The following is a 25,823-nucleotide window of genomic DNA, read 5'->3' on the forward strand; positions in this document are numbered from 1 at the left end:
GCTGATCGACGACTGGCGCAGCCGACCACCCGGTGTCATCATCTGCCGGTGCCCGTCACCCGCCGTACCCTGCTCGGGCTCGGCCTGGCCGGCGGTGCCGCCGCGCTCACCGGCTGCGCCGACCCGGGCTGCCCCAGCGTGCCCACCTTCGTGGGCGACGGCACCGCCGTGCCCGGCGTCGACCCGACCGGCGGGCCGTCGGCCAGCCCGGACCCGTCCGCGCGGACCGGCCTCGGCTCCGTCGGCACCACCAGCTCCTCCGCAGCACCCGGCACAGCCGGCAACAGCCCGGTCGCCGGCGAGGTCGCCAATCGTGCCCTCTCCGACGTCCTGCGCAGGTACCTGCAGCCGACCAGCGACAACCCGAGCCACCCCACGTACGCCGGCGCTGTCGCGGTGGTCACCGTCGCCGGCCGCACCGTCGCCCGCCTCGCCGTCGGCGACGCCCTGCGCTACGCCGCCGGCCCCACCGAGCTACCGGCGGCGCAACGGGTCGCCATGCGGCCCGACTCGATCCACGACCTCGCCTCCATCACCAAGGTGCACACCGCGATCCTCGCCCTGCGCCAGGTCGACGCCGGTCGCATCGACCTCGACGCCCCGGTCGTCGACTACCTGCCCGAATTCGACGGCCCCGGCAAGGCCGCGATCACCGTCGCCATGCTGCTCACCCACACCAGCGGCCTACCCGTCGGACCCAAGATCAGCCACATCAACGGGCGCGACGCCCGCTGGCATGCCGTCCTGGCCACCGGGCTCGTCGACGGCGCCACCCCCGGCAGCACGTTCCGCTACTCCAGCATCGGGCTGATGGCGCTCGGCCGGATCATCGAGAAAGTCACCAGACAGAACCTCGCCGACGCGCTCCGTACCGGCCTGACCGGGCCGCTCGGCCTCGCCGACACCGGCTTCACCCCCACCGACCGGCACTCCGCCGCCGACATCGCCGCCCGGATGGCCGCCACCGACGCCCGGTCCTCCCGCGGCCTGCTGCGCGGCATCGTCCACGACGACGTCGCCAACCAGCTCGGCGGCGTCGCCGGACACGCCGGCATCTTCGCCACCGCCGACGACGTCGCCGCCATCGGCAACCTGCTCCTCGACGGCGGCACCTACCAGGGCGTACGCATCCTCAGCGCCGCCACCACGGCACGGATGCTCGCCAACGCCAACAGCGGCCTGCCCGCCGTCGACCCGCAACGCCCCTACCGCACCTCCGACCACGGCCTCGGCGTCGTCCTCAACCAGCCCTGGTTCATGGGCGACCTGGCCGGCCCACGCAGCTTCGGCCACACCGGATTCTCCGGTACCTCACTGCTGGTCGACCCGGACCGCGGACTCGTCTTCGCCCTGCTCACCAACCGCGCCCACCCCAACTGGAGCTGGGCGGACCCCGACCCCGCCCGGGTTGCCGCCGCCAACGTCGTCGCCCGCGAATTCGGCTGAGTCGGCCGGCCTCACCACGCGCTGGGCGCATAGTCCTTGAGAAAGCACCCGTACACGTCCTCGCCCTGCTCACCACGGACGATCGGGTCGTACACCCGGGCCGCGCCGTCGACCAGGTCCAGCGGTGCGTGGAAACCCTCGTCCGCCAGCCGCATCTTGGTCGGGTGGGGCCGCTCGTCGGTGATCCATCCGGTGTCGACGCTGGTCATCAGGATGCCGTCGGTGAGCATTTCCCGGGCGCTGGTGCGGGTCAGCATGTTGAGCGCGGCCTTCGCCATGTTCGTGTGGGGGTGCCCTGCTCCCTTGTAGCCCCGGCTGAACTGTCCCTCCATCGCGGACACGTTCACCACGTACTTACGGCGGGCCGACGCGGCGGCCATTGCCGGACGCAGCCGGCTCACCAGGATGAACGGTGCGATCGTGTTGCACAACTGGACTTCGAGCAGCTCAACCGGGTCGACCTCGTGCACCCGTTGCACCCAGCTGTTGACCGGTTCCAGATCCGGCACCAGACCTCCGGCGTCGATCGCGGTTGCCGAGGCGATCCGATCCAGCGAGGCCGAACCGCTGGTCAGCGCAAGCGCGGTCAGCGCCTGCGGGGTGAGGGTGTGCGGTGGCGTCCCCGCCGGCTGTGGCTGGTGCTGCACCGCTCCCGCGGCCGCGATGGCGGTCACCGGGGCGCTTCGCCCGACGGCTACGGACGAGAAACTCACCATCTCCGGCAGCGGGCCGTCCGGCAGCGGCGCCGACTCGGCGGCCACCAACTGGGCGTACGCCCCTGGAGTGCGACGTACGGTCTGCGCCGCGTTGTTGATCAGGATGTCCAGCGGCCCTTGCCCGCCGACCGAGTCGGCCAGCGCGATCACCTGGGCCGGGTCGCGCAGATCGATCCCCACGATTCGCAGCCGGTGCAGCCACTGCCCGCTGTCAGGCATGCCGGCGAACCGGCGCGCGGCGTCCTGCGGAAACCGGGTGGTGATCGTCGTGTGGGCACCGTCACGCAGCAGCCGCAACGCGATGTACATACCGATCTTGGCCCGCCCGCCGGTGAGCAGCGCCCGCCGCCCGCCGAGGTCGGTCCGGGCATCCCGGCGCTCGTGGTTGAGCTTCGCGCACGGCGGGCACAGCTGGTGGTAGAAGGCGTCCACCTCACGGTAGCGCTCCTTGCAGATGTAGCAGGCCCGCGGCTTGCGCAGGGTCCCGGCGGTCGCCCCGGTGGCGGTGGAGGCGAGCGGGATGCCCCTGGTCTCGTCGTCGATGCGGCCCGGCGCCGCGGTGGCGGTAGCGGCGGTGACCGCGCGGTCGGCGGCGAGGACGGCGTCCCGCCGCTGCGCCCGCCGCCGCAACTTAACCGTCTTGTAGAGCTTCGCGGTGGCTCGCTGGACCCGCAGCACGTCCGGATGGTCGGGCGGCAACGCCTCCAGGGCGGCGAAGACGCTGAGGCAGGTCGCCATCTGCGCCGGGTCGATCCCGACGGGGACCGGTCCTTCGTCCGGCCGTACGTCGTCCCCTGTCATGCCCGTGCCGCCATGTCCGTACCGCCTCGTCCCTGTGTTCGCCCGTCATCCGGTGCGACCTGAAAACTCTACGCACCGCACGGGGTGGGACGCGACATCTGTGGGCAACCACCGAATGACGCCGAGACGACATGACGCCGAGACGACATGACGCTGAGACGATGCGGCCCTGCGTCGACACGGCCGTCGCGAATGACTCCGTCAGTGACGGCCGGCGAGCATCTGCGCGTTGTGTCGCTCAGCTGCCCGGGCAGCCAGAATCGCTCCGATGGCCAGGTACGCCAACCAGGTCAACGGCAGGGTGACCCAGCCGATGATCAGGAAGGTCAGCAGGACGTTGATCCAGAACAGGACCCAGAACGACACCATCAGCACGACGCCGGTCGCCACCTTGCCGGCGTAGATGTTTCCGATCCCGAAAATGCCGAACAGGCCCAGCACGAGTTCCAACGCGACGGCCGCACCGACCGACTTCGACGACACGACGACCTGGTGGGTCACCATCGGCGAGGGCCCAGGCTGCGTCGGCGGCAGCGCCATCGCTGCGGGTGGCGGTGCCCCCCAACCCTGCTGTGGCGAGCCGGTCGCGGGAACCGGTGGATAGGGATTCTGCTGCCACGGCTGCTGCGGGCCCTGATACGTCACTGCCGAAGTGTCGCAGGGCGGTGTCTCCTGACGACACCGTACGTTCGGCCGTCCCCGACTTCATCCGCCAGACGGCCGATCAGGGGCGCTAGCCTGTGACCATGCGACAGTTCGCGGCCGGTGACCGTCCCGATGGCTGACGCCGACGACGTGCGTCGGCTGGCGCTCGCCCTGCCGCACGTGGTCGAGAACGACAGCGACGGCTTCGACTTCCGAGTCGGGGACAAGGGTTTCGTCTGGTCGTATCCCGAACGCCGGGCAGGCAAGCCACGGGTCATCCGGACCGACATCGCCGTGCTGTACGTGGGCGACGAGGCGGAGAAGCAGGCGTTGCTGCTCGGCGAGCCCGAGCTGTTCTTCACCACCCGCGCGTACGACGAACTGCCGCTGGTCATGCTGCGGCTGGCGCGGGTGGACGTCGACCGGCTCGATGAGTTGGTCACCGACGCATGGCGGATGCGAGCACCGGACTCGCTCCAGTGAGCGCCGGACCGGGTCGGCGGGCGGCCCGCAGCTAACGCAGCGAGACCAGCCGCATCCCGGTCCGGAGCAGGACGACCGCGCCGCCCGCGACCATGACCAGGCCGATGCCGGGCAGCAACTGCCCCCACCCGCCGGTGGCCGAGCTCAGGTACACCAGGCGGGCGAGTTGCCAGCCGACGATGACGGCGACCGCGAGTCCCGGCACCAGACAGTGGGCGACGGCCACCTTCCGGTACGGAAGCAACGCGCCGGCCACCGCGATGAATCCGGCGCTGAGCGTCCACAGTCCCGGGCCGGCGGTGCCGGACAGCGGCCCGAACGGCGTGATGACCCACGGCAGCAGCGAGCCGACCAACGCGAGCAGGCCACCGACGATCATCCCGAGACTGCCGGCGTGCAGGACGCGACGGCGGGCCGGTGCGGCGGCGGGAGCGGTGTCAGCCATGTCTCGGATGCTAGGTCCGTAACGACCCGCTGACCTATCGGCAATCGACGAGTGGTCGGCCTGAGCCGATGGACGGCCACCGCTCCACCACAAAGGGCCGCAAAACAGACAGCCGTCCCCGGTCGTACCGCGCTGTCGACCGTTCACGGAGTCCAACGGACCGTTCAGCGCCCCAACCCGGCCCTACCGTGGATGACCTCTTGTGTGACCAGGCCTGGTCACGTTCTCTTCCCAGATTAAGGGTGTGACCGACCGCACAACCCGTCGGGCAGGACTGCCGCGCGGGAACCGCGGATCGGGCAGCGGCACCGCCGTGTCGTGCCGACCCGCAGGTCGGCACGACACGGTCCGTCACCGGATCTGCCGTTCCCATAACGACTAGGAGGCCCCACGTTGACCGAAGTAGCCCCCGATAAGAAAGCCGGTGGCGGCGAGCCACCACCACCGACGTCACCGGCGCCACCGGACAACGGATGGCGCCGGGAGTACTGGCGCCGCAACCTCCGACTGATGGTGATTCTGCTCAGCATCTGGTTCGTCGTCTCGTTCGGCTTCGGCATTCTGCTCGTCGAGCCACTGAACAACATCGAGATCGCCGGATTCCCGCTCGGCTTCTGGTTCGCCCAGCAGGGGTCGATCTACACGTTCGTGATCCTGATTCTGGTGTACGCCAAGTTGATGGACCGCCTCGACGACCAGTACGGCGTACGCGAACGTGAAAGGGAAGGAGGCGGACAGTGAGTCAGATCCAAGGCTGGACGCTCGGCTTCATCGTCCTGACGTTCGCCATCTACCTGTCCATCGCGTGGCGCAGCCGGGTCAAGGAGACCACCGGCTTCTACGTCGCCGGACAAGGCATTCCGACGGTCGCGAACGGTGCCGCCGTCGCCGCCGACTGGATGTCAGCGGCGTCGTTCATCTCGATGGCCGGTCTGATCGCCTTCCTGGGATCGGATGGTTCCATCTATCTGATGGGCTGGACCGGCGGGTACGTGTTACTGGCCCTGCTGATCGCCCCTTACCTCCGTAAATGGGGCAAGTTTACGGTGCCCGAGTTCGTCGGCGACCGCTACTCGGAGACCGTACGGACCATCGCCGCCGTCGCCGCCATCATCATTTCGTTCACCTACGTCGTCGGACAGATGCGCGGCGGAGGCATCGTCTTCAGTCGATTCCTCGGACTGGACATCACCGGCGGCGTCATCGTGGCGGCGCTGATCATTTTCGCGTACGCGGTGCTCGGCGGGATGAAGGGCATCACCTGGACCCAGGTGTCGCAGTACACGGTGCTCATCATCGCGTACCTGATTCCCGCCTTCGCGGTCGCTCAACAGATGACCGGCCTGCCGATCCCGCAGATCACGTTCGGGCAGATTCTCGACGAACTCAACGTGCTCAGCACGCAGATGGGGCTGAGCCAGTTCACCGAGGCGTTCTCGGCCCGGCCACAGATCGACGTCTTCCTCGTGACGATGTCGTTGATGATCGGCACCGCCGGCCTGCCACACGTGATCATCCGGTTCTACACCACCAAGACGGTCCGGGGTGCCCGCTACTCCGCGTTCTGGGCGCTGTTCTTCATCGCGCTGCTCTACACGACCGCTCCGGCGGTGGGTGCGTTCACCAAGCTGAATCTGCTGCAGGACGTGAACGGTGTTTCCGCCGACGCCCTGCCACGGTGGATCGAGAACTGGGCGGCGACAGGTCTGGTCACGGTCGGCGACGGCGTGCAGACCATCCAGACGGTCAGCAACAATCCAGCGTCCGGCGCAGACCTGATCGTCAACAACGACATCCTGGTCCTGGCCAGTCCCGAGATCGCCGGCCTACCCGCACCGATCGTCGGCCTGGTGGCGGCCGGCGGTATGGCCGCCGCGATGTCGACGGCAGCCGGTCTGCTGCTGGTCATCTCCTCGTCGTTCTCGCACGACCTGTACTTCCGTCGGGTCAAGCGCGACGCGACCGACAAGCAGCGGCTGCTCGCCGGCCGGATCGCCATGGGCCTGGCGGTGCTGATCTCGGTGTACGCCGGCATCAACCCGCCCGCGTTCGTGGCCCAGGTGGTGGCGTTCGCGTTCGGTCTCGCCGCATCCACCTTCTTCCCGGTGATCGTGCTCGGCATCTTCTGGAAACGATGTAACGCGGTCGGTGCGGCGTCCGGCATGATCGCCGGTCTCGTCTTCACCGCGAGTTACATGATCTACACCCTGGAGGTGTTCGGCACCTCCGCCAACGAGTACGTCTTCAACATCAGCCCGGAGGCCATCGGCACCATCGGCGCCATAGTCAATTTCATCGTCACGATCGTGGTGTCGAAGATGACCGCGCCGCCGCCGGAGGAGATCTCCGAGATGGTGGAGAACATCCGCTACCCGGCGACTCGCCAGGCCGTAGCGGCCAGCAGTTCCTCCGAGGCGGCCTGACCCGCACCCATCATCTGCGGCGCACGTCGCGAGGCTGTCGAACCATCGACCAGCACCGGCGGCCGGCACCGACAACGACGTCGGTGCCGGCCGCCGGCTGGTGAACAGCTGCCGCCCAACGACCGAGCAGCCGCCTCGGCAGCCCGAATGATCAGGACAAAACCCCTCCTGGCCTGTCCCCTGGTTGCCACAGTTGACACGTGCCCGACGACAGCCCGAAGCCGCACCCGACCGCCGGCGGCCTCCGCCTGGTGGGCCGGGATCCGCGGGCCGGCGGCGACGTCAGCTGGATGGAACTGTTCGTCGACCTGTTCTTCGTGTTCGCCTTCCTGAAGGTGACCGCCCTGATGTCGGCGGACCTGACGCCGGTGGGCGTGGTCCGCGGAATCCTCGTGCTCCTGCTGCTGTGGCACAGCTGGACGGCCTGCGCCTGGTTGGGGAACCTCATCCACCTCGACCGGGGCGTCATGCCGCTGATGATGGCGGGTATCGCCACCGTGGTCCTGGTGATCGGGGTCGCGGTGCCCGAGGCGTTCGTCGACCGCCCCGGGAGCCTGCCCGGTCCGCTCGTGGTGATGGGTGGCTACCTCCTGGTCCGGCTCTGCATACTCGTGGTTCTCACCCGCTTCAGGTGGCATGAAGGGCCGCCCGGGCGGCGGCCGGCGGCACTCGCCTGGTCGACCTTTGTCGCGTCCGCCGCGTTCCTGCTGACGGCTGCCCTGCTGCCGCCGCGTCTGCCCCCGGATCTCGATCCCGAGTTGGTGCGGATCGTGCTGTTCGCCCTGGCGCTGGGTGCCGACTTCGTCATCCTCGCCGCTGTCGGTCGGGGCAGTTGGCAGATCGTTTCGCCATGGCACCTGGCCGAGCGACACGGACTGATCGTCCTGATCGCGCTCGGCGAGACGATCATCTCCATCGGAACGAGTCGGGGTCTCGGCATGGACGAACCGGTCACCTGGCCGGTGCTCGGTGCCGCGATACTGGGCGTCGCCATCGTGTCGGTCCTCTGGTGGACCTACTTCGACCTGGCCAAGTCGGTCGGCGAGCACGCCCTGTGGCGCCGTCAGGGCATCGCCCAGACCCGGCTGGGCCGCGACGCCTACAGCGGGTTGCACCTGTTCATGATCGGCGGATTGATCATTTTCGCCCTCGGCCTCAAGCATGCCGTCGCCGTCGTATCGAAGCAGGACACGCATCCGTGGATACCGTCGGATGCCGTGATCCTCTACGGCGGGATCATGGTCTACCTGCTCGCTCTGGTCGCGTTCGAACGTCGTACGGCGCGGTTGTTGGGCCGTAGCCCGCTGGTCGGCGTCGGCCTGCTGCTGGCGCTGCTGCCGCTGGCGGCGAACCTTCTCCCGCTGGGCTCGTTGGCGCTGCTCGCCGCGGGCGTCGCCGGGATGGTGGTGGTCGACCGTACCCTGTTCCGGCGCCGGCACGAGCACCTGCACCGGACGGTCGAGCCCGAGGCGCTCCGGTTCAGCACCGTCACTCCGACGGAACTCTTCGTCGACCTGGTCTTCGTGTTCGCGTTCGTCCAGGTCACGGTCTTGATGACGCGGCAGCCCACGCTGCTGGGGGTGATCCAAGGGCTGACGCTGCTCGCCTTGCTCTGGTGGGCCTGGACCTCGTACGCCTGGCTGGCGAACGCGATCCGGACCGAGACCTCGCTGGCGCGGTTCGGCACCGCCGGTATCGTCACGGCGATCCTGGTGCTCGGCATCGCGATCCCGCAGGCGTTCGATCCGGGCCCGGCGAGTCTGCCCGGATCGCTGCTCGTCGTCGCGTGCTACCTCGTCAGCGAACTCATCCAGGGTGCCCTGCTCCGGCAGGCCGCCCGGTCGGATCCGGCACTACGCTCCATCGCCCGCCAGACCGCCGTCCCGTCGACGGTCAGTCTGCTCCTGCTGGCCGGCTTTGCCGTGGCCGAGCTGACGACCTCCGAGGTCGTGGCCCGCAGTCCGGCTGCCACGATCCTGTGGATCGGCGCGCTCGTCGTCCAGTTCGCGGGCAGCTACCGGACCGGGGTACGCGACTGGCGGCTCCGGTCGGTCCGGCACTGGATCGACCGGTATGCGCTGATCATGCTCATCGCCTTCGGCGAGGCGATCATCTCCATCGGAATCGCGGTGAACGGGCGTCGGGTATCGGGGACCGTGGTGGTCGTCGTCATCGCCACCGCGGTCGCCCTGGGCACCATGTGGTGGGCCTACTTCACCACCATCGACTCGGCACGCCTCGCGTTGCAGGCCCGCACCGGCGTGGAACGGGCCAAACTCGCCCGGGACGCCTACACGTACCTGCACCTGCCGATGGTGGCCGGCATCGTCCTCATCGCCTACGGGCTGCGGCAGATTCTGGCCCCACCCGAGGGCTCCGCCACCACGCTCGGCCACTACGCGCTCTTCCTCGGCGTCTCCTGTTACCTCGCCGCCAACCAGATGTTCTGGTGGCGCACCTGGCGCACGCTGAGCCGGCACCGGGTCGTCGGGTCCGTCGCGGTCATCGTCCTGGCCGTCCTGACCGCCCCGTTTCCCCCGGTCCTGGCGCTTGCGGTGCTCACCACGACCGGCGTCGCCTTCGCCGCGGTCGAGATGCTGCACATCGGCGACCCGCGCACCCGCCAACCCCGACCGGCGTCCTGACCCCTCCTCCCCGGCCGCGTCCGGGTCACGCTCGGACGGCCGAAGCTGGTCCACGTCGATCTTCCCAAACAGCGCGCGTGGCTGTTAGCACTGCCGGTCAAGCGCGCACGCCCCGGCCGAGAAGCCACCGGAGCACCTGCCGCGTGCCGGATCGCGCCGCCGGCCGGCACCTCCACCCGGGCACGCAGCCACTGCGGCAACTCATTCCAGGATCGTCCGTTGCCCAGGTGCTATTCGCCGACCCGGCCGTCGATACGCTCGCGCAGCAGGTCCGCATGGCCGTTGTGCCGGGCGTACTCCTCGATCAGGTGAGTCAGCACCCAGCGCAGCGAGACCGGTCCGTGCCGTCGGTGGTTGCCGGTGACACTCAGATCGCCCGTCTCGGCGACGAAGCGCTCGGCGTAGCGGACCTCGTCGCGCCAACTCGTCCAGGCCTGGGCGACGACCTCGGCATCGGCGACCGCGCCGGTGAACTCGCCGTCGGGGTCCAACTCGCTGTAGTAGATCGGCGGGGCGTCCTGGCCGGCCATCACCCGACGGAACCAGCCACGTTCCACGTCGGCGAGATGTCGGATCAGACCGAGCAGCGACATCGTCGACGGCGTCACCGCCCTGCGGGCCAGTTGCTCCGGGTCGAGTCCGGAACACTTCAGCTCCAGAGTTTCCCGGTGCCAGGCCAGGAAACCGGTGAGGACGGTCCGCTCGTCGCCCCGCAGCGCCGGATCGGTACGTGGATCGGCGTCGGGTTCCACAAACATGCTCACGCTGCCATCATCGACCGGTGGGGGTACGACCGCCAGGCGATTCCCGCGGCGCGACGGCCCGGAGCGTCACCGGTGCCGCCGAGCAGGTCGACGACACCGGTGACGCGGTGCTGGTCAGGCGATGCCGGTCAGACGGTGCCGGTGACGGACGACCCGCTACGGGTCACCCGGTAGGTGACGGTCGCTCCGCTCCAGAAGTGGAAGGTGAGCGTCACCTGCTGGCCGTCGTTGACCTCGGCGAAGAAATCCGAGGTCAGGGTGATCGTGCCGGCGTCGTAGTTCGGTCGGAAGGTGACGTCGAACTCCTTGTACGAGGTCCAGTTGTGCGGTCCGGCGTTGGAGCCGTCGGCGTACCTCGCTTCCATGGTGGCCAACTGGTCGCCACGGAAGGTCGTCGGGATGTTGAACGACGACGTGCTGCCGGTGGCGTTCTGCAACACCGGGGTGTCGTACGAGATGATGTTGATCCGCCACGGCACGCCCGCGGAGAAGCGGGCCTGCAGGGTGGCGTTCACCCCGTACGCCCGGTTGCCCACCAGCCTGGTGACCGCGGACGTGGTCAGCGTCAACTGGCTGCCGCTGATCGTGTAGTCGGTGCCCTGCACCAGGTTGGTGCTGCCCTGGCTCAGTCCGGTGAACGACAGTCCGTTGAGGTTCAGCGCCAGGGTCTTCGCGGTGATGCTGCCGGTACGCGGGACGAAGATCATGTCGCTGGCCGCGGTGCCGGATCGGGTGGTCCAGCTGGACTTGAGCTGCGCGATCAGCTCGGGGTCGCTCCACTGGAAGCTGGTCCGGCCGAGGTGCTGGCCGTTGTCCCACAGCTGGGTGGTGATGTTGCGGGTCCGCGCGTGGTAGCCGAAGAACTCGAAGAACTTCAACTTCTCGCCCTGCTGGATGGTGCCGGTGTGCCGGTCGAAACCGAGCAGGCCGTACTCACCGATGATGACCGGGATGCCACGGGAGACGAAGCTGCTGTGCACCCGGGTGAGCGAATCGATCACGTCCTGCTGGGCGGTGGCGTCGAACCGGTACCCGCCGGCCACGTTGACGCTGAACGGCCAGTAGCCGTAGTAGTGCACGGTGGCGACCAGGTTGGGGTCGTTCAGCGCGGTGAAGGTGCTGGCCAACTCGTCGATCCGGGCCTGGTCGGCCGACGTGTGCAGGGTCGGCAGGATGAGCAGCCGGGTGGCGTTGTTGCCGCCGGAGTTGCGGACGATCTGGTGGAAGGTCCGGTTGAGCTCGTCGAGCAGCTGTGCGTTCTGCGCGTCGCCGGAGCTGCCGGTGAACTGCGGTTCGTTGACGCTTTCGAAGTGCAGCTTGGTCGACGAGTTACGGAACGTGTTGGCGATCTGGGTCCACAGTGCCGTGTAGCGGGCCAGCACCGTGGTCCGGTTGCTCGGCATCGTGTTGATCCATTGCCACGAGTCGTGGTGCAGGTTGATCATCACGTAGAGGTCCTCGGCGAGGGCCCAGTCGACGACCTCCTTGACCCGGTTGAGCCGGGCCGCGTCGATGGTGTAGCTCGGCGCACCGCCATGATGATGGGTCCAGGTCACCGGGATCCGGATGCTCTTGAAGCCCTGCGCCTTGACGTTGCGGATCAACGCCTGGGTGATGACCGGGTTGCCCCACGATGTCTCGCCGCTGCCGCCGACGTTGTCACCGGTCGAGTCGAGGCTGTTGCCCAGGTTCCAGCCGGGCTGCATGTCGTTGACGATGGTCTGCGGGTTGCCCGGCGGGCGGGGGCTGCTGGTCGGTGTCGGCGACGGCGGTGCGGTGGTCGGCGGCACGGTCGGCGACGGCGAGCCGGTCGGCGGTGGGGTGGTGCCGCCGACGTTGCCGGTGCAGGTGACGCCGTTGAGGGCGAAGGTGGTCGGGGCGGTGTTGCTACCGGACCACGACCCGTTGAAACCGAACGAGACGGTCTGGTTGGTGCCGATGTTGGCGTTGTAGCTGACGTTGGTCGCGGTGACCTGGCTGCCGGAACTGGTGATGTTCGCGTTCCATGCCTGGGTGACCTGTTGTCCTGAAGGGAACGTCCAGGTCAACTGCCAGCCGCTGATCGGGTCGCCGAGGTTGGTGACGTTCACGTTGGCGGTGAAACCACCGGGCCACTGGGCGGATGCCGAGTAGACCACCCGGCAACCGGCGGCCGCATGGGCACTGGCGGTGACCGCGAAGCTGCCGCCGACCAGCGCTGCGGTTACCCCGCCTGCGATCAGGCCGGCGCGCCACCGCCGACCACGGGCCGTCGTTGTCTGTCGAATCATGTCGCTCCTCGCCGTGGGGTGCCTGCGCCGCAGGCAGCGGGACGGGCGCCGGCGCTCAGGGGGCGGCCAGCGCCAGCGAAGTGGCCGCAGACTAAGTCGGGAGACTAAACTTTGTCAATCGGCGTAGGCCTATGTAGGCAGCTAGTGATAGGCGCTGGCCTGGGCAGACCGTTCCAGAAATGCGAGATCCCGCCGAGGATCACCCACGGCGGGATCAGTACGACGGGTCGGGTTCATGGCGGTGGCCGGCTGCGCTACGCCAGCGAAACGTGTCAGTGCACAGCGACGTGTCAGTGCACGGTGACCGTGGGACCGCCGACCAGCTCGCGCAGTTCCTCCGGCAACTCGGCGCCCATCTCGTCGGCGATCCGCAGCGCCTCCTCCACCAGCGTCTCGACGATCTGCGACTCCGGCACCGTCTTGATCACCTCGCCCTTGACGAAGATCTGACCCCTGCCGTTGCCGGACGCCACCCCGAGATCGGCCTCCCGGGCCTCGCCGGGACCGTTCACCACACAGCCCATCACCGCCACCCGCAGCGGCGCCGGGAACCCGTCCAGCGCGGCGGTCACCTGGTCGGCGAGGGTGTAGACGTCGACCTGGGCCCGGCCGCAGGACGGGCAGGAGACGATCTCCAGGCCGCGTTCACGCAGCCCGAGCGACTCCAGGATCGCCGCGCCGACCTTGATTTCCTCCACCGGCGGCGCGGACAGCGACACCCGGATCGTGTCGCCGATCCCCTCGGCCAGCAACGCACCGAACGCCACCGCCGACTTGATCGTGCCCTGGAACGCCGGACCGGCCTCGGTCACCCCGAGATGCAGCGGGTAGTCGCACTGCTCGGCCAGCAGCCGGTACGCCCGGATCATCACCACCGGGTCGTTGTGCTTCACCGAAATTTTGATATCGCGGAAGTCGTGCTCCTCGAACAGCGAACACTCCCACAACGCCGACTCGACCAGCGCCTCCGCGGTCGCCTTGCCGTGCTTGGCCAGTAACCGCTTGTCCAGCGAACCGGCGTTGACCCCGATCCGGATCGGCACCTGCGCCGCCGACGCCGCCCTGGCGATCTCGGCCACCTTGTCGTCGAACTGCCGGATGTTGCCCGGGTTGACCCGCACCGCGGCACAGCCGGCGTCGATCGCGGCGAAGACGTACTTGGGCTGGAAGTGGATGTCGGCGATCACCGGGATCTGCGACTTGCGGGCGATCGCCGGCAGCGCGTCCGCGTCGTCCTGCGAGGGCACCGCCACCCGGACGATCTGGCAGCCGGACGCGGTCAGCTCAGCGATCTGCTGCAGGGTGGCGTTGACGTCCGAGGTCAGCGTGGTGGTCATCGACTGTACGGACACGGGCGCGCCGCCACCGACCGGCACCGGCCCCACCATGATCTGCCGGCTGATCCGGCGCGGCGCCAACGGCGGCGGAGGCACCGCCGGCATACCGAGACTGACAGCGGTCACCATGACGTCACCTCGTGAACAGCGTTATCGGATTGACCACGTCCGCGGTGATGGTCAGCAGCGTGAAAGCGCCACCGATCAGCAGGACCGCGTACGTGAGGGGCATCAGCTTGAAGTAGTCGACCCGACCCGGATCGGGCCGGCCCAGCACCGCGTACAGCCAGGACCGGCCCTTCTCGAACCAGGCGATGGCGATGTGCCCGCCGTCCAGCGGCAGCAACGGCAGCAGGTTGAACACCCCGACGAAGAAGTTCAGCGAGATGAACAGCAGGACGAACAGCTCCCAGGCGTCGTTGGCGACCGCCTCCCCGCCTAGCCGGCTGGCGCCGACCACGCTGATCGGGGTGTCGATGTCCCGCTCGGCGCCGGTGATCGAGGCCCACAGCGCCGGGATCTTCTCCGGGATCCGCATCATCGCCTCTACGGTGCCGACCGCCATCTGGCGCAGATAGTCGCCGGTGGCCCCGAACGCCTCCAGCGGCGAGTAGGTGACCATGGTCGGCTTCTCGATCCGCAGCCCGACGCCGAGTGCCGCCACCGTGCTCAGCGGACCGTCGTCGGTGCCGAGTTGTGGGCGCCGCACGGCGGCGAGATCGGCGGTGACCGTATCGGTCGCGCCGTCACGCTGGTAGGTGACCGTCGCGGCCCCGGGCCGCGCCGCACGGATCACCTCGAGCATGTCGCCCCAGGTCTCGACCTGGGCGCCGTTGACCGCGACGATGCGGTCACCGTCGCGCAGCCCGGCGAGCTTCGCCGGACTCTGCGGGTCGTCGGCCGTGCATGCCCGGGAGACGTACTCGACGACGACGCAGTCGGCCACCCCGACGATCGCCGGCTCCTGGCGGGCCTGCTCCTCGGTCGACGGGAACTCCGGGTTGGGCAGGCCCATGAAGACCGCGGCCAGCCAGAGCGCGACGATGGCCAGCCCGAAGTGGGTGATCGAACCGGCGGACATCACGATCGTGCGCTTCCACACCGGGTAGCGCCACATCACCCGGGACTCGTCGGCGGGAGCGACATCGTCGTCCTGCGGCGTCATCCCGACGATCTTGCAGAAGCCACCAAGGGGAATGGCTTTCAACCCGTACTCGGTCTCACCGCGCCGGAACGACCAGATGGTGGGGCCGAAGCCGACGAAGTAGCGGGTGACCTTCATCCCGAACTTCTTCGCGGTCACCATGTGACCGGCTTCGTGGAGGCTGACCGAGATGAGGATCGCGAGGGCGAACAGAACCACCCCGAGCAGGTACGCCATCAAGCTCCCTCCGCCGACGCACCGATGAGCTCCTGGGCTCGGGCCCGGGCCCAGGACTCCGCAGCGAGCACATCATCGACCGTACCCGGTTCACCGAAATCCGGTGCGGATGCCAGCACCCGTTCCACCGTGTCGACGATGCCGAGGAACGGTAGCCGGCCGGCGGCGAACGCGGCCACACACTCCTCGTTCGCCGCGTTGTACACCGCCGGGCGGCAGCGCCCCTCGGTGCCGACCTGCTTGGCCAGCGCCACCGCGGGGAACGCGGTGGCGTCCAGCGGCGCGAACTCCCAGGTGTGCGCCCGGGTCCAGTCCACCGCCGGCGTGGCGTCCGGGACCCGGGCGGGCCAGCCGAGCGCGAGCGCGATCGGCAGCCGCATGTCCGGCGGGCTGGCCTGGGCTATCGTCGACCCGTCCACGAACTCCACCATCGAATGGACCACCGACTGCGGGTGGACCATCACCTCGATACGTGGATAAGGGACGCCGAACAGTTCGTGCGCCTCGATGACCTCCAGACCCTTGTTGACCAGCGTAGCCGAGTTGATCGTGACCACCGGGCCCATGTCCCAGGTCGGATGGGCCAGCGCCTGCTCCGGAGTCACCCCGGTCAACTCGGCCCGTAATCGGCCTCGGAACGGGCCGCCGCTGGCGGTCACCACCAGCCGCCGTACTTCGTCGGCGGCACCTGACCGCAGGCACTGCGCCAAGGCGGAATGCTCCGAATCGACCGGCACGATCTGGTCCGGGCGCTTACGCGCGGCCCGCACGATCGGACCACCGGCGACCAGGGACTCCTTGTTGGCCAGGGCCAGGGTCCGCCCGGCGCCCAGCGCAGCCAGGGTCGGGGCCAGCCCTCGGGAGCCGTCGATGCCGTTGAGCACCACGTCACACGGCCACTGCGCGAGCTCGGTCATGGCCGACGGCCCGGCCAGGATCTTCGGGATCTTGAACCCGCCGGTCGGGTAGCCGCGGCGGGAAGCCTCCGCGTAGAAGGCGAGCTGCAGGTCCTGCGCCGCTGACGCGCGGGCCACCGCGACCGCCTCGACCCGCAACTGCAGGGCTTGGGCGGCGAGCAGTTCGACGTTGCCGCCGCCGGCACCGACACCGACCACCCGGAACCGGTCCGGATTACGGGCGACGATGTCGACCGCCTGGGTGCCGATCGAACCGGTCGAACCGAGCAGGACGATCTCTCGCGGGGAGGAAGTCACCGGTTCATTCTGACGCAGCCTCGTCAGGCAGATCGGCCGGGTCGATCGAGAACTCGAACGGCTCCTTCATCACGAACGGCGTGCCGGCGGCCCGGATCGGGAAAGCTGGGCCCATGATCGGGCATCGGGAAGGCTAGACCGATGGTCTCGCGAGGTCGCCGGCTGGTCAGGGCCGCGTTCCGGCCGCTGCGCGGGCAGGATCTGTCGCTGCACGCCGCCTCGATCACCTTCTTCGGCGCGATCGCCGTGGTGCCGGTGGTACTGCTGGCGATCTGGCTGACCGGGCTGCTCGCCGGTGCCGACCGGGTGCGCCGGCTCACCGACCCGGCGGTGGCCCTCTTGCCGGACCAGCTCGGCGCGGACCGGACCGCCGCCGCGCTGATCGACGCCGGACTGCAGCTCACTCCGCTGCTGGCGCTGGCCGCACTGCTGCCCGCCTCGCTGTACGGCGAAGGGCTGCGCCGGGCGTTCGTGTCGGTGTCGCCACCGCCGGAACCGGCCGAGTCGCTGGTCGGCTGGCGTGGCCGGGTGCTGCTGCTACCGGTGCTCGGCGCCGCCCCGGCGTTGATGATGCTGGTGTTGCTCGCCCTGCCGTCCGCCGCCGGGCTGTTCGCCCGGGGCGGCTGGGCGGGCGCGCTCGGGGTGCTCGTGTCGTTCCTGGTCGTCTGGCTGGGTCTGACCCCGGTGCTGGTCTGGGTGTTCCGGGTGGTCGGTCCGGGCAAGCCCGACTGGCTGGCCACCGTGGCGGTCGGCTCGTTCACCGCGGCCAACCTGTCCGGTTTCCTGCACGGGTTCATCCTGTTCTGCTCGCTGCCGTTGGACCTCGGCGTGCCGTTCGGCGGGCTCGACGAGGTCGGCGTGGCGGTCGCGGTGCTGCTCTGGCTCTATCTGCTGCACGTGATCGTGCTGGCCGGCTACTCCACCACCCTGGCGGTCAGCCGGTGGCGTCGCCGCCGGGTCGGGCGCCGGCCCCCGCGAGTTGCCGCAGCTCCGGCGACTCGTGCAGGCCGAACCGTCGATACAGCCGACCCAGCGGACCCGGCGCCCACCAGTTCCAGCGGCCCAGCAGTCGCATAGTCGCCGGCACCAGCAGCACCCGCACCAGCGTCGCGTCGACCACGATCGCCACGATCATCCCGACCCCGATCAACTTGATGAGCGAGATGCCTCCGGCGGCGAACCCGGCCACCACCACGATCAGCAGCAAGGCGGCGGCGGTGATGATCCGTCCGGTGTGCTGCAGCCCGGCGGCGACCGACGCGGTGTTGTCGCCGGTCCGGTCCCATTCCTCGCGAACCCGCGACAGCAGGAAGACCTCGTAGTCGGTGGCCAGCCCGAACAGCACCGCCAGCATCAGGATCGGATTGGTCGGATCGATGAATCCGGTCGGGGTGAAGCCGAGCCAGTCGGCGAAGTGCCCATCCTGGAACACCCAGACGACCACGCCGAACGAGGCGCCGATCGACACCAGGTTCATCAGCACCGCCTTGACCGGCAGCACCACCGAGCCGAACGCCAGGAACAGCAGCACCATGGTGGCCGTCGCCATCAGCACCGCCATCCACGGCAGGTAACTACCGAGGCTGTCGAGCATGTCGATGTCGGCGGCGGTGCGCCCGCCGACGAGCACCTCGGCCCCGCCCGGCGGGGGCAACTCGCGAATGGCATGGACGAGCGCCTGGGCGTCGTCGCCGGTCGGCTCGCCGGGGTAGCTGACCCGGATCAGCGCCGAGTCGTCGCGGGCCGCGACGAGCTGGGCCCCGGTCGCGCCCGGCAGCGCGGCGAGCTGGTCGGCGAAGGACTGCGCCAGCGCCGGGCCGGTCCCGGAGACCAGCACCTCGATCGGGCCGACGCTCGATCCGTCGGGGAAGTCGTCGGCGATCGCCTCGGCGACCTGCCGCGACTCGGTGCCGGCCGGCAGCACCCGCTCGTCGAAACCGCCGAACTCGGCCCGCAGGAACGGGGTGGCCAGCAGCAGCAACCCGATCACGACCACGGTGGCGTAGCGCACCGGGCGGCGCATCACGCTGCGCGCGATCCGTGCCCAGGCACCACCCCGGGTCGGACCGCCCGGCTCGGCCGTCCTCGACCGGTCGTCCCTCGACCGGTCGTCGGGCTCGGCCGCCGTCGGGCGCCGGCGCCACGGCAACGGTACGGCGAGCGCGTTGATCCGCGGGCCGAGCACCGCCAGCAGGGCCGGCAGGACGGTCACCGCGGCCAGCATGGCGACCAGCACGGCGGCCATCCCACCGAAGCCGATCCCGTTGAGAAACGGCTGCGGGAAGATCAGCAGGCTGGCCAGCGAGGTGCCGATGATCAATCCGGAGACGGCGACGGTCCGCCCTGCGGTGGCGACCGTACGTACCATCGCCTCCGCCGTGGGATAGCCGGCAGCCAGCTCCTCCCGGAACCGACTGACCACGAACAGCGCGTAATCGATCGCCATGCCCAGCCCGATCAGGGTGATGACGTTGATCGCGAAGACCGACACCTCGGTGACCAAGGTCAGTGCCCGGACAGCGACGAACGCGCCCAGGATGGCCAGCACGCCGACCAGCAACGGCATCGACGCGGCCACCAGCCCGCCGAAGATGAACACCAGCAGCACCAGCAGGATCGGCATGGCGATCAGCTCGGCCCTCGTGACGTCCCGGATGATCTGCTCGTTGGCGTGGTCCAGGAACGGTACCCCACCGCCGGCCTGCGTGATCAGCCCCGGCGCGGCCAGCAACGGCCGGATCCGCTCGTACGCGGCGATCTTGGCGTCCTCGTCGGCGCCGACGAGCTGGACCAGCGCGTACGTGGCCCGCCGGTCGGTGGAGACCAGCGCCGGAGACCCGGTGGTGTACCAACTGACGACGCTGGTCACCTCGGGTTGCCCGGCGACCTGGCCGAGCGTGGTGGTCACCGGCTGCGCGAACGCGGGATCGTCCACCGATGCGGTCGTACTGCGGTAGAGCACCAGCACGTCCACGTCCTGGTCGCCCAGCTCGGCGTTGATCCGTTCCCGGGCCTGCGCCGACTCGGCGTCCGGGTCGGCGAAACCGCCACCGGAGACCGCCCCGAACAGGCCGGTCCCCCAGGTCACCCCCGCGACCACCAGCACCGCGGCCGCGGCCAGCACCACCCACCGCGACCGGATGACGGCCCGTCCCCACCACGCGAACACGACTCGACTATCGCAGGCCGACCTGAGCCAAGGGCGGCGGATAGGCTCCGGGTATGGGTACGTCACACCGGCCGGTGGCCGACGGCGGGCCGCTGCCCGCACGGGCCGACGTGGTCGTCGTCGGCGCCGGACACAACGGCCTGGTCGCCGCGATCCTGCTGGCCCGGGCCGGGCTGGACGTGCTGGTGCTGGAGGCCGCCGAGGTGATCGGCGGGGCCACCCGCACCGAACAGCCCTTTCCCAAGGCGCCGGGGCTGCGCCACTCCACCGGGTCGTACCTGCTCGGGCTGATGCCGCCGGAGCTGCTGGCCACACTCGGCGTGGACATCCCGGTGCTGCGCCGCGACCCGCACTACTTCCTGCCCACCCCGGGCGGGCCCGGCTCGCCGTACCTGCGCTTCGGTGCCGACCGGGCGGCCACCCGGGCGCAGATGGCGGACACCTTCTCCCCCGCCGACGTGGCCGCCGACGACGCCATGCAGGCCGAGCTGGCGGCGCTGCGCGCGGACCTCGCCCCCGCCTGGCTGGCCGAACCGCTACCGGTGGAGCAGACCGCCGAACGCTACGTGCGCCCGGCACTGCGGCAGGTCTTCGTCGACCTGGTCCGTGGCTCGGTCGCCGACTACCTGGCCCGGTTCGGGTTCGCCGCTGAGCTGCTGGTCGCCATGTACGCGGTGACCGACGGGCTGAGCGGGCTGACCGCCGGGCCGGACGATCCCGGCACCGGACACAACTTCCTGGTGCACAACATGTGCCGACTGCCCGGCGCGGACGGCACCTGGATGATCGCCGCCGGCGGGATGGGCACGGTGTCACGGACCTTCGCCGACGCCGCTCGCGCCGCCGGCGCGCGGATCGTCACCGGCGCTCCGGTGACCGGGATCACCGTGACCGGCGGTCCGCCGGCCGGCGCCGCCGGTGTGGTGGTCGGCGGACCGGACGGCACCGCCCGGCAGGTGGCCGCCGAGGTGGTGCTGGGCGCCTGCGATCCGTACCGGCTGCTGGAGCTGGTCCCCGACGGCGCGCTGCCGGCCGAACTGACCGACCGGATCGGCGCCACCCGGCGTCCGGGCAGCACGTTGAAGGTCAACCTGGCGCTACGCGGGCTGCCCCGGTTCAGTTGCCTGCCCGACGGGGCGCCGAGCCCGTTCGGTGCCACCATCCACCTGCTGCCCGGTTCGGCGTCGCTGCTGGGTGGTGGTGACGGCGAGTCGCCGATGGCGGCGCTGCGGGCGATGTGGGCCGACGTGCGGGCCGGACGGCTGCCGGCCGAGCCGACCATCGAGTGGTACCTGCACACCACCGTCGACGAGTCGCTGCGCGACACGGCCGGGCACCACTCGTCGGCCCTGTTCGTCCAGTCCGTGCCGTACGTCCCGGCCGGGTCGTCGTGGGCGGCCGAACTGCCCGGCTACGTCGACCGGCTGCTGGCCGTCTGCGACCGGTACGCACCCGGCACCAGCGCGCTGGTCGCCGACGCGGTCCCGCTGGCCCCGCCCGGGATCGAGGCGCACTTCGGCATCACCGGCGGGCACATCCACCACGTGGACAACACGGTGTCGTTCACCGACCGGATGCCGTACGCCACCGGGCTGCCCGGCCTGTACGCCGGCAGCGCCGGCTGCCACCCGGCGGGCAGCGTTATCGGCGCCGCCGGACACAACGCCGCCCGGCGGATCCTCCGCGACCTGGGGCGCTGACCCACGATCTGACGTTGCCCCGGCGCCGCTACGACTGTGCCACCGGCTGGCCGGCCGACGACTCGGTTGGCGAGTCGGTTGGCGAGTCGGCCGGGGCGGATGCGTCGGCGCGTCGGGCCCTGATCTCGTGTCCGACGCTGGTCAGGCAGCGCCCGCTGGCCAGGTCGAACCGCCAACCGTGCAGCTGGCAGGTGAGCTGGTCGCCGTCGACGATGCCGAACCGGGTCAGGTCGGCCTTGAGGTGCGGGCAGCGCCGCTGCACGATCCAGTCACCGATCTTGATGTCCTCGGCGTCCGGGCGCTGCTCGGCGTACCAGCCCTCGGCGTACTGCAGCCGTTCCCGCGACAGGCACTTGAAGAAGGCGTAGACGAACTCGTTGTACTGGCCGATCCGGGCGGCGGAGAAGCGGCAGGACAGGAAGAGCGAGTTGACCCAGTCGACCTCACCGATGTGCAGCAGGTGCTCCACCAGGGCCCGCTGGGTGCGGAACCGGTAGCGGACCTTCTCGTCGGCGTACCGGCGGACCTGCTTGCCCGGGAAGTCCACCACGATCGACTCGACCGACTCACCGTCGTAGTCGACCAGGTCGAACCGGACCGGGCCGCCGACTCCCTTGGCCAGGTAGACCGACTCCTCCAGCAACGGCTCGACGCGCCGTTTCATCTCGGCCAGCACGTCGATCTCCGGGTGCCGCCAGGACGTCTTCTCCGCCTCGATGATCGGCCGCTTGCGCGCGCGCATCTCGACCAGGTGAGCCTTCTTGTCGGCGAAGAACTCCGCCACCGGCTGCGGGTGCGTGGTGCGGCAGTCGTCGGCGGTCACCTCGGCGACCGACCCGGGCAGCAGCACGATGCCGTTGGTGCCGCCGACCTTGGCGTACTCGTCCAGGAAGACCTGCTGGTCAGGGAAGATGTTGCCCTCGTCGCCGTGGATGTCGTTGAACTGCCACAGCTCGTCGTCGAGGAAGCACGGCGGGCCGGCGATCGGGAACACGTACGACGCCTTCAGATCGTCGATGTAGCGCCAGGTGCGGTCGAACTGGCGCTCCCGCTTCTGCTTGCCGAACGCCGTCTTGGCGTTGCTCGGCAGCTCGTACACCATGGGATACCAGATCGCGCCGGAGAACTGCAGCATGTGCGCGTGTACGTGACCGAGCGCGGCGAAGGTCGCCAGGTCGGTGGGGCGGGCGTCGTTCTGGTTGAGCAGTCGGATGCCGTCGTGCTCGACCCAGAGCGACGAGTCGCCGATCGGACCGTCGGTGGGGCTGGTCAATGCCTGGATCATGACGTTCAGCCCGCCGTCGAGCTCGACCACCTCGTTGGTCCTGGTCCGCAGGAAGCTGGTGAAGCCGAGCTCGCGCAGCTCGTCCTCCAGCTCCGAGGTGGGGTACTCGGGCAGCAGCACGGTGGCCCTCTTCGACACGTACCGCTTGAGGTGGGCCGCGTCGAAGTGGTCCCGGTGCAGGTGGGAGACGTAGAGGTAGTCGACCTTGCCGAGACTCTCCCAGTCCAGCCGGGAGTTGTCGGGGAAGGGAAACCATGAGGCGAAGTAGGCCGGATTGACCCACGGGTCGCACAGGATGCTGCCCGCAGCCGTGTCGATCCGCATGCTGGCGTGCCCGGTACCCGTCACTCGCACCGCGAAGACCCCCTAGGTTGCAAAACGAGGTGTATGCCGGAGACGCTACCGGAGGCACAGGACGCCCCGGCCGGCGACGCCGGGATCAACCACCCGGCCGGCACGGCGGGCCATGCGCGTGCCAGACTGAGCCCGGACCGATCTCCAGGCAATGAACGCGACCCGATCGCCGGGCCAGCAGCATCCGATCCACGCAAGGAGGACACCAGTGGCCGGAACCGAGCCGGTGACGTCGCCCGACCAGCACAAGCCGGGCCACCGCAAGGCTGGGCGGATCGGTGCCGTCGTCTCGGCGCTGGTGCTGCTGGCCATGCTCTTCGGCAACCACGAGGGGCGGATCGAGAACATCTGGCTGATCGGGCTGGCCGTCGGGCTGCTGGCGATCGTGATCGGCGACATCGTCCTACGCCGTAACGGACTGCGCTCCTGATCTCCGGCGGTCACAGCGTCTCCGGCTGTCAGCGCCCCCGGAGAATGTCCTGTACCTCCTTCAGCGCCGCGTCGACCTCTGCTTCGAAGTAGCCGCCGGTGACCAGCCCGAACTGCAGGGTGTCGAGGTCGGCGGTGTTGACCGGCATCGGCCCGCGACCAGCCATCGCCGTCAGGATGTCCTCGAACAGTCGGTCGACCTGCATGGGGTCGTATCCGCTGCCGAATCGGCGGACCTGGAAGGTGCGCCGGATCTGGTCGACCCGCTGCAGATCGTTGCCGGGCCCGCCGAGACCCGGGGGCGGGCCCATCGGGGCACCACCCATCCCGCCCGGACCACCCATCCCGCCCGGACCAGGCATCCCGCCAGGGCCGCCGCCCATCCCTCCTTGGCCGGGCCTGCCCTCGGGCGGTCCGGCCATCGGTGGCCCGCCCATCCCGGCGCGGCGATCCGGAAAATAGATCTCCGCGGTCATGTCGGCTTTGCCGTGCCGCCCCTGCTCGAACCCGTCGAACCGGCCTTGCGGGCCGGGTCCGAACCCGCTGTGCGGGCCGGGCCCGCTGTGCGGCCCGGCCGGTGGTGGACCTGCCGGCACCGGTGGGTAGCCGCCAGTGGCTCGCGGATCGTCGTACCGTCCGAACCCACCCGTCGGTTGCTCCGGATAGTGACCGTACGGGTCGCGGCTCGCGCCCGGCTGGGGTTGCTGCGGCCGGGGGGGTAGCTGCTGCGGCCCCGCGGCCGGGACCGGGCGCTCGTCGCGCATCGGCGGCGGCATACGGTCGGCCGGCGAGGGCCGGACCTCCGCCGCCCGCTTGGCCGGGCCGCGTTCCTCCAGCTCGGCGAGTTGCCGTTCCACCCGATCCAGGTGCAGGTCGACCTGCCATTCGTCGTAGCCGTTGAACCGGACCCGGAAGACGACATCGTGCACTTCCTGGGCGGAAACCGGTGATCCGACGGGCTCGCCGGCGAGCGTGGCTTCGACACGGTCGAGGAAGGCGTCGACCTCGTCGACCTTGTAGCCCCGACGAAGCGCCCTGCGCCGGAAGCGCTGTCCCTGACTCGCCACTACGTCTCCTGGTTCACTCGCTGATCACATCGGCAACTCACGACGCCACCTCAGCGGCGGCGAGCTGCCCGCACGCACCGTCGATCTCCCGGCCTCGGGTGTCCCGGACGGTGGCCGCGACACCGGCCGCGCGCAGCCGACGGACGAATTCCCGCTCGACCGGTTTGGGGCTGGCGTCCCAGCGGCTGCCCGGAGTCGGATTGAGCGGAATGAGATTCACATGAGCCATCCGACCGGCCAGCAATCGACCCAGCAGATCGGCCCGCCACGGTTGGTCGTTCACATCCCGGATCATCGCGTATTCGACGGACACCCGCCGACCCGTACGGCCCGCATATTCCCACGCGGCGTCGAGGACTTCAGCGACCTTCCATCGTTGGTTGACTGGCACGAGTTCATCGCGCAGATCATCATCGGGCGCGTGCAACGACAGCGCAAGTGTCACGGAAAGGTCTTCTCCGGCGAGGCGTCGGATCGCGGGCACCAGACCGACCGTGGAAACGGTCAGATGGCGCTGCGACAGCCCCAACCCCTCCGGCGGCGGGGCACACAGCCGGCGGACCGCGGCGATCACCCGGGAGTAGTTCGCCAGCGGCTCCCCCATGCCCATGAACACGACATGGGACAGCCGCCGCGGAGCGCCGCTGACCGCGCCACTCGCCGCCACCGCAGCCAGGTAGACGACCTGGTCGACGATCTCGGCGGTGGACAGGTTGCGGGTCAGCCCGGCCTGCCCGGTGGCGCAGAACGGGCAGGCCATCCCGCAACCGGCCTGGCTCGACACGCAGACGGTGACCCGGTCGGGGTAGCCCATCAGCACGCTCTCGACCAAGGCGCCGTCGTGCAGCCGCCACAGCGCCTTGCGGGTCGCCCCGCCGTCGCAGGTGTTCTCGCGGACCGGGGTGAGCAGGGTCGGCAGCAACCGTTGCGTGATCGGGTCCCGGGTGGCGGCCGGCAGGTCGGTCATCGCGGCCGGATCACGCACCAGCCGGCCGAAGTAGTGGGATGAGACCTGCTTGGCCCGGTAGGTGGGTTGCCCGAGTCCGGCCATGACCGCCTGCCGCCCGGCGAGATCGAGGTCAGCCAGGTGCTGCGGAGGCAAGGCGGGGCGGCCGCCGGACAGCGCAGGCGCCGGGCGGGTCGGGGTCAACGGCAGGATCTCCATGGCGGGTCCAGTCTCCCACGGTCGCGCCGCAGCCGACGTGCCGCAGGGCACGGATCGATCCATCATGATCACCAACCAGGCCTA

At 69.8% G+C, this 25,823-nt stretch carries 19 protein-coding genes and 1 pseudogene; 8 read left to right on the forward strand and 12 right to left on the reverse strand.

Going from position 1 to position 25,823, the window contains the following annotated elements; genetic code table 11:
* Window positions 1–48 precede the first annotated feature (48 nt).
* A complete protein-coding gene (locus tag ACN27F_RS08405) occupies window positions 49–1,446 on the forward strand; it encodes a serine hydrolase domain-containing protein (RefSeq protein WP_421432155.1) in 1,398 nt (465 codons plus the stop codon).
* 11 nt (window positions 1,447–1,457) lie between these two features.
* Here ACN27F_RS08405 and ACN27F_RS08410 read toward each other — a convergent pair whose 3' ends face one another.
* Window positions 1,458–2,963 (reverse strand): SDR family NAD(P)-dependent oxidoreductase, encoded by a 1,506-nt coding sequence (locus ACN27F_RS08410; RefSeq protein WP_421432157.1) that lies wholly within the window; start codon window positions 2,961–2,963, stop codon window positions 1,458–1,460.
* Window positions 2,964–3,164: 201 nt separating this feature from the next.
* The gene (locus ACN27F_RS08415) at window positions 3,165–3,608 is read right to left on the reverse strand and encodes a hypothetical protein (protein ID WP_421432158.1); all 444 of its coding nucleotides are present in this window, start codon (window positions 3,606–3,608) and stop codon (window positions 3,165–3,167) included.
* A 132-nt stretch (window positions 3,609–3,740) separates the two neighbouring features.
* Here ACN27F_RS08415 and ACN27F_RS08420 point away from each other — a divergent pair, with 132 nt between their 5' ends.
* Window positions 3,741–4,091, forward strand: coding sequence for an MmcQ/YjbR family DNA-binding protein (locus ACN27F_RS08420; RefSeq protein ID WP_421432159.1), 351 nt, complete (start codon window positions 3,741–3,743; stop codon window positions 4,089–4,091).
* A 31-nt stretch (window positions 4,092–4,122) separates the two neighbouring features.
* Here the strand turns inward: ACN27F_RS08420 and ACN27F_RS08425 are convergent, their stop codons facing one another.
* On the reverse strand, window positions 4,123–4,536 hold the full coding sequence (locus tag ACN27F_RS08425) for a hypothetical protein (RefSeq protein WP_421432161.1): 414 nt from the start codon (window positions 4,534–4,536) through the stop codon (window positions 4,123–4,125).
* A gap of 393 nt (window positions 4,537–4,929) precedes the next feature.
* Here ACN27F_RS08425 and ACN27F_RS08430 point away from each other — a divergent pair, with 393 nt between their 5' ends.
* The 3 genes from ACN27F_RS08430 to ACN27F_RS08440 all read left to right on the forward strand — a co-directional run bounded on the left by ACN27F_RS08430 (window position 4,930) and on the right by ACN27F_RS08440 (window position 9,604).
* On the forward strand, window positions 4,930–5,277 hold the full coding sequence (locus ACN27F_RS08430; protein WP_421432162.1) for a DUF4212 domain-containing protein: 348 nt from the start codon (window positions 4,930–4,932) through the stop codon (window positions 5,275–5,277).
* Entirely contained in the window at window positions 5,274–6,959 is a 1,686-nt protein-coding gene (locus ACN27F_RS08435; RefSeq protein ID WP_421432163.1) for a sodium:solute symporter family protein, read from the forward strand. The genes ACN27F_RS08430 and ACN27F_RS08435 overlap by 4 nt, the downstream gene beginning before the upstream one ends.
* Window positions 6,960–7,159: 200 nt before the next feature.
* Entirely contained in the window at window positions 7,160–9,604 is a 2,445-nt protein-coding gene (locus ACN27F_RS08440; RefSeq protein WP_421432165.1) for a low temperature requirement protein A, read from the forward strand.
* 230 nt (window positions 9,605–9,834) lie between these two features.
* Here the strand turns inward: ACN27F_RS08440 and ACN27F_RS08445 are convergent, their stop codons facing one another.
* From ACN27F_RS08445 to dxr, 5 genes are all read right to left on the reverse strand, one after another.
* Window positions 9,835–10,362, reverse strand: a complete 528-nt coding sequence (locus ACN27F_RS08445) for a DinB family protein (RefSeq protein WP_421440048.1) — start codon at window positions 10,360–10,362, stop codon at window positions 9,835–9,837.
* A gap of 134 nt (window positions 10,363–10,496) precedes the next feature.
* Entirely contained in the window at window positions 10,497–12,638 is a 2,142-nt protein-coding gene (locus ACN27F_RS08450) for a cellulase family glycosylhydrolase (RefSeq protein WP_421432166.1), read from the reverse strand.
* Window positions 12,639–12,928: 290 nt separating this feature from the next.
* Complete coding sequence (ispG, locus tag ACN27F_RS08455; RefSeq protein WP_421440050.1) at window positions 12,929–14,101, reverse strand: flavodoxin-dependent (E)-4-hydroxy-3-methylbut-2-enyl-diphosphate synthase; 1,173 nt, start codon at window positions 14,099–14,101, stop codon at window positions 12,929–12,931.
* Between the two features lie 7 nt (window positions 14,102–14,108).
* The gene (locus ACN27F_RS08460) at window positions 14,109–15,356 is read right to left on the reverse strand and encodes a M50 family metallopeptidase (RefSeq protein ID WP_421432168.1); all 1,248 of its coding nucleotides are present in this window, start codon (window positions 15,354–15,356) and stop codon (window positions 14,109–14,111) included.
* Window positions 15,356–16,549: a 1-deoxy-D-xylulose-5-phosphate reductoisomerase gene (gene dxr, locus ACN27F_RS08465; protein ID WP_421440052.1), complete on the reverse strand. Its 1,194-nt coding sequence runs from the start codon at window positions 16,547–16,549 to the stop codon at window positions 15,356–15,358. Before dxr ends, ACN27F_RS08460 begins: the two co-directional genes overlap by 1 nt.
* Window positions 16,550–16,711: 162 nt before the next feature.
* Here dxr and ACN27F_RS08470 point away from each other — a divergent pair, with 162 nt between their 5' ends.
* On the forward strand, window positions 16,712–17,647 hold the full coding sequence (locus ACN27F_RS08470; RefSeq protein ID WP_421432170.1) for a YhjD/YihY/BrkB family envelope integrity protein: 936 nt from the start codon (window positions 16,712–16,714) through the stop codon (window positions 17,645–17,647).
* Between the two features lie 22 nt (window positions 17,648–17,669).
* On the opposite strand, the pseudogene ACN27F_RS08475 reads toward ACN27F_RS08470, so the two are convergent.
* A pseudogene (locus ACN27F_RS08475) lies at window positions 17,670–19,841 on the reverse strand (MMPL family transporter); the annotation flags it as partial.
* Between ACN27F_RS08475 and ACN27F_RS08480 the strand changes: the two are divergent.
* Window positions 19,793–21,439, forward strand: coding sequence for a phytoene desaturase family protein (locus ACN27F_RS08480; protein WP_421432172.1), 1,647 nt, complete (start codon window positions 19,793–19,795; stop codon window positions 21,437–21,439). The pseudogene ACN27F_RS08475 and the gene ACN27F_RS08480 sit on opposite strands and share 49 nt — an antisense overlap.
* A 28-nt stretch (window positions 21,440–21,467) precedes the next feature.
* On the opposite strand, the gene ACN27F_RS08485 is transcribed toward ACN27F_RS08480, so the two are convergent.
* A complete protein-coding gene (locus ACN27F_RS08485) occupies window positions 21,468–23,078 on the reverse strand; it encodes a Rieske 2Fe-2S domain-containing protein (protein ID WP_421432173.1) in 1,611 nt (536 codons plus the stop codon).
* 151 nt (window positions 23,079–23,229) lie between these two features.
* On the opposite strand from ACN27F_RS08485, the gene ACN27F_RS08490 reads away from it, so the two are divergent.
* On the forward strand, window positions 23,230–23,508 hold the full coding sequence (locus ACN27F_RS08490) for a DUF2631 domain-containing protein (RefSeq protein ID WP_421432175.1): 279 nt from the start codon (window positions 23,230–23,232) through the stop codon (window positions 23,506–23,508).
* Window positions 23,509–23,536: 28 nt separating this feature from the next.
* Here the strand turns inward: ACN27F_RS08490 and ACN27F_RS08495 are convergent, their stop codons facing one another.
* Window positions 23,537–24,574 (reverse strand): DivIVA domain-containing protein, encoded by a 1,038-nt coding sequence (locus ACN27F_RS08495; protein WP_421432177.1) that lies wholly within the window; start codon window positions 24,572–24,574, stop codon window positions 23,537–23,539.
* 37 nt (window positions 24,575–24,611) lie between these two features.
* Window positions 24,612–25,739, reverse strand: a complete 1,128-nt coding sequence (gene rlmN / locus ACN27F_RS08500; protein WP_421432179.1) for a 23S rRNA (adenine(2503)-C(2))-methyltransferase RlmN — start codon at window positions 25,737–25,739, stop codon at window positions 24,612–24,614.
* Window positions 25,740–25,823 lie beyond the last annotated feature (84 nt).

Origin of the sequence: Solwaraspora sp. WMMB335, assembly GCF_049179075.1 — a bacterium.
Taxonomy (GTDB): Bacteria; Actinomycetota; Actinomycetes; order Mycobacteriales; family Micromonosporaceae; genus Micromonospora_E.